We start from the raw sequence: 3,920 nt of genomic DNA on the forward strand, positions 1-3,920 counted from the left end.
CGGCCAACGCGGGCGTCGGCGGGGGATTTTTCAACGGCCTGTTAAAGTCAGAGGGGTTCTTGGACTTGGAGATGTTGGCGGCCAGAATGGAGCCGTCCATGATGAAAGCGTCGGCACGGCCCGTTTCCAGCATCAGGAAGCTGTCGGCGTGGTCCTTGCCCATGACTTCCTTGAAGTTCAGGCCATCGGCGCGCTTGTGCTTGCGCAGCGTCTGCACCGACGTTGTGCCGGTGGTGGTGACGATGGTCTTGCCGTTCAGGTCCTTGATGCCGGTAATGCCCGACTTGGCGTTCACGGCAATGCGCACCTCTTCCACATAGGTGGTCACGGCAAAGGCCACTTCCTTCTGGCGGGCGGTGTTGTTGGTGGTGGAGCCACACTCGATGTCCACCGTGCCGTTGGTCACCAGCGGAATGCGGTTCTGCGAAGTCACCGGCTGGTACTTGATCTCCATGTTGGCCAGGCCCAGCTGCTTCTGGATGTCGGCCAGGATGCGCTCACCCATCTCGGTGTGGAAGCCTACGTACTTGCCGTTGCCCAGGGTGTAGCCCAGGCCCGAGGACTCGCGCACGCCCAGCGTCACGGCACCCGTAGATTTGATCTTGGCCAGGGTGTCGTTGGCCTGTGCGAACGCGCTACCAGCGGCCAGGACGGTAATGGCTGCGGCCAGCAAATGCTTCTTCATGAATATCTCCTTGTGGGTGAAGCGAAAAGCGAAGTGTATTGAAATCGAACGACCGTTCTGAGGAACCGATGGCGGTCAAGCCACACCCTGCGGCACGTTCAAGACAGGGGCGTATTGTGGGTTCAGAAGGGGACCTGATCGGTAGGGTATTTCCAGAAGTCCCGCAGCAGGTAGCTCACGGGCAGGTTCAGCGCACGGTGGGTAGGCGCAATGGGCTGCATGAACCACTTGTCGTAGATGGCGTTGATCTCATTGCTCACGATCAGGCGGCGCATCTCCTCGTCCACCAACTTCTTGAACTCGGGATCGTTCTTGGCAAGCATGATCGCCAGCGGCTCGGTGGTGACGAAGCGGCCCACCACCTTCAGCGCCTTGGGGTCGGGGCGGTTGGCCGCCAGGCCATACAACAGCACGTCGTCCATCACGAAGGCGTCGGCCTGGCCCTTCTCCACCATGACCACCGCGGCCTCATGATCGGGCGCCTCCACCAGCTGGATGCGCATCAGCCGTTCGCGGTTGGCCTGCTCGGCCGCTTTGTAGGGCGTCGTGCCTTTGGTGGACACGAGCTTCTTGCCTTCCAGATCCTCCATGCGCGTCACCGTGCTGGCCGCGGGCACCAGCAGGCGCGCACCCGTGATGAAGTGCGGAATGGTGAAGGCCACATCCTTGCGGCGCTCGGCGTTGTTGGTGGTGGAGCCGCATTCCATATCGGCCTTGCCGGTCTTCACCATCTCAATGCGATTGGCGGGTGTCACCTGCACCAACTGCACCGGCATGTTCTTCATGCCGGTCTTCTTGCGCACCACTTCGGCGATATGCAGGCACAGGTCCAGGGCGTAGCCCATGGGCTTGCCCTCGTGCACGTACGAAAACGGCACCGACGATTCACGGTGCGCCAGCACCAGCGGTCCGCCGCCGCGCACACGCTCCAGCACCCCTTGGGCTTGCGCGCCCACGGCGCAGCACAGCGCCACCGCGGCGCCCAGCGCCTTCCATCCTTGCTTGCAATTCATTCAGAGGGTCTCCCTTGTGCATGGCTTAGCAATCTCCGCACCAGGTGCGCGCCATGTTTCGGTGCGACCGTGCGTTGCCACATTTAGTTTCAAAGACTGTAATGTCGCGTGACCACGCAATCCAATGCCAGGGATGTGGGTTTGCATGCAAGACTTGCATGCCAAGTGTGGTGCTCGCGTCAGATGGGGTTCTGTCCGGCGCGCGTCTGCAGGTACGTCCACAGGGACTGGGCCAGGCCCTTGGCAGGCTCCTTGCGCGAGGGCTTTTCGCGGTAGGCGCGTACTTCCATCACCATCTGCAGGTCCTGCGCGTCGGGCGGCGCCGCGCTCAGGAGCTTGCGCGAACGCAGTTCCTTCTTCACCGCGCTGTAGGGCAGGAAGGCGACTCCGTGCCCTTCCAGCGCCATGGCCTTCAGGCCTTCGGCCATATCCGTTTCGTACACGCGGTCCAAGTGGATGGCCGTCCCCGCCTGCTTGAGGATCAGCTCCGTCACGCGCCCCAAGTAGGCCCCTGGCGCATACCCCAGGTAGGGCAGCGGCTCACCAGGCCGGCCCGGCAGGCAAAACAGCGGCTGACCATCAGCGCCCGCCTTGGCGTAGGGGGCCAGGACCTCCTGCCCCAGCGTCACCATCTCGTAGCGGTCCGGGTCCAGTTGCAGGGGCTGCGATGGGTGGTGGTAGGAGATGAGCAGATCGCAGCCGCCCTCCACGAGGCGCATCACCGCGTCGTGCACGTTCAGGGCGATCAGCCGGCTTTTGAGCGGGCCGAAGTCCGCCCGCAGCGCCGACACCCAGGCCGGGAAAAAAGTGAACGCCAGCGTATGCGGCACGGCGAACTCGATCATGTCGGTGCCCGCGCTGGTGTGCGCGCGCAGCATGGCGCGCGTGTTCTGCAGCGCCTGCAGCACCTCCAGCGCCTGGTCGTACAGCGTGTTGCCCGCGGCCGTCAGCCGCGTGGGGTAGGAACTGCGGTCCACCAGATCGGTGCCGGCCCAGGCCTCCAGCGCCTGGATGCGCCGCGAAAAAGCGGGCTGTGTCACATGGCGCAATTGCGCCGAGCGGCTGAAGCTGCGCGTTTCTGCCAGGCTGACGAAGTCTTCGAGCCATTTGGTTTCCATGGCCCGCATTATCGATGCGCCCAGGCAGGCCTTCTCGATGCGCCCAGGCAGGCCTTCTCCCCCTGTTGAGCGCGACTGGGCCGCCCCAGCGCCCTCCTGGGGAACACCCTGCGGCGGAGCACCGTACGTTTGATTGCAAAATAGGCCCTCTCGCGCCCACAGCGCAATCCTTCGACCAGGCCCCTGGTGCACAACACCGGAGGGCAGAGCGGCCAGCCTTTCATGTTCGACTTTTCTGTTCTCTGCCCCCATGTCCTCCCTACCTACCCCCGGGCCGGCCGACGATGCCGCCCCGGATGGCGCGCGCGTCTCTAGCGCCCCCGCCTCCAGCGAACCCCGTTCCCTGCGCATCGAGGACTGGCTCACCGTCATCGTCATGGCGCTGCTGGCGCTGATCACGTTTGCCAACGTGCTCGTGCGCTATTTCACCAATTCGTCCTTTGCCTGGACCGAGGAGCTCTCGGTCTTCCTGATGATCGTGCTGGCCCTGGTGGCTGGCTCTGCCGCGGTGGCGCGCGACCGCCACATCCGCATCGAATTCTTCTGCGACAGCGGCTCCGCAGCCCGCCGCCGCCGGTTGGCACAACTGGGCGCACTGCTGGTGGCCGTGCTGTTCGCGGTGATCGCCGTGCTCAGCGTGCGCGTGGTCTGGGACGACTACCGCTTCGAAGAAACCTCGCCCGGCATCGGCGTGCCGCAGTGGTGGTACTCGGTCTGGCTGCCCATCCTCTCGCTGCTCATCACCTGGCGCGCCATTGGCCTGCTGATCCGCCGCACGCGCCAGCCGGACGTGGAGTTTCTCGGCAATGACGCAGACGACAACGGAGAGCGCCAGCCATGATCGCCACGCTGCTCTTCGTCGCCTTCCTGGTGCTGATGTTTGTGGGTGTGCCCATCGGTGCCGCCCTGGGGTTGGCCGGCGCCGCCGCCATTGCGCTGGCCAATGCCGAGACGCAATGGTTTGGCCTGCTCGCCGTGCCGCAGAACTTCTACGCCGGGCTGGGCAAGTACCCGCTGCTGGCGATTCCCATGTTCGTGCTGGTGGGTTCGATCTTCGACCGCTTGTATCTTTAAACCAGACCAGCGCGGTAGAGTCTGAACGCC

Annotated in this window: 4 protein-coding genes and 1 pseudogene; 2 read left to right on the top strand and 3 right to left on the bottom strand. The window is 64.2% G+C overall.

Features of this window, described 5'->3' with window-relative positions; all coding sequences use genetic code 11:
• The 3 genes from OX89_RS02425 to OX89_RS02435 all read right to left on the bottom strand — a co-directional run.
• A partial coding sequence (locus OX89_RS02425) for a transporter substrate-binding domain-containing protein (protein ID WP_047349424.1) occupies positions 1 to 685 on the bottom strand: 685 nt, incomplete at its 3' end.
• 122 nt (positions 686 to 807) lie between these two features.
• Positions 808 to 1,698 (bottom strand): amino acid ABC transporter substrate-binding protein, encoded by an 891-nt coding sequence (locus OX89_RS02430; RefSeq protein ID WP_047349425.1) that lies wholly within the window; start codon positions 1,696 to 1,698, stop codon positions 808 to 810.
• A gap of 179 nt (positions 1,699 to 1,877) precedes the next feature.
• Positions 1,878 to 2,816 carry a LysR family transcriptional regulator gene (locus tag OX89_RS02435; RefSeq protein WP_011804061.1) on the bottom strand — a complete coding sequence of 313 codons (939 nt, stop codon included), beginning with the start codon at positions 2,814 to 2,816 and terminating at the stop codon, positions 1,878 to 1,880.
• A gap of 250 nt (positions 2,817 to 3,066) precedes the next feature.
• Here OX89_RS02435 and OX89_RS02440 point away from each other — a divergent pair, with 250 nt between their 5' ends.
• Entirely contained in the window at positions 3,067 to 3,657 is a 591-nt protein-coding gene (locus tag OX89_RS02440; protein ID WP_012655605.1) for a TRAP transporter small permease, read from the top strand.
• Positions 3,654 to 3,878 (top strand): annotated as a pseudogene (locus tag OX89_RS02445) (TRAP transporter large permease subunit); the annotation flags it as partial. The gene OX89_RS02440 and the pseudogene OX89_RS02445, both read left to right, overlap by 4 nt.
• Positions 3,879 to 3,920: the final 42 nt, after the last annotated feature.

Source organism: Diaphorobacter sp. J5-51, assembly GCF_001023515.1.
Classification (GTDB): domain Bacteria; phylum Pseudomonadota; class Gammaproteobacteria; order Burkholderiales; family Burkholderiaceae_C; genus Diaphorobacter; species Diaphorobacter nitroreducens.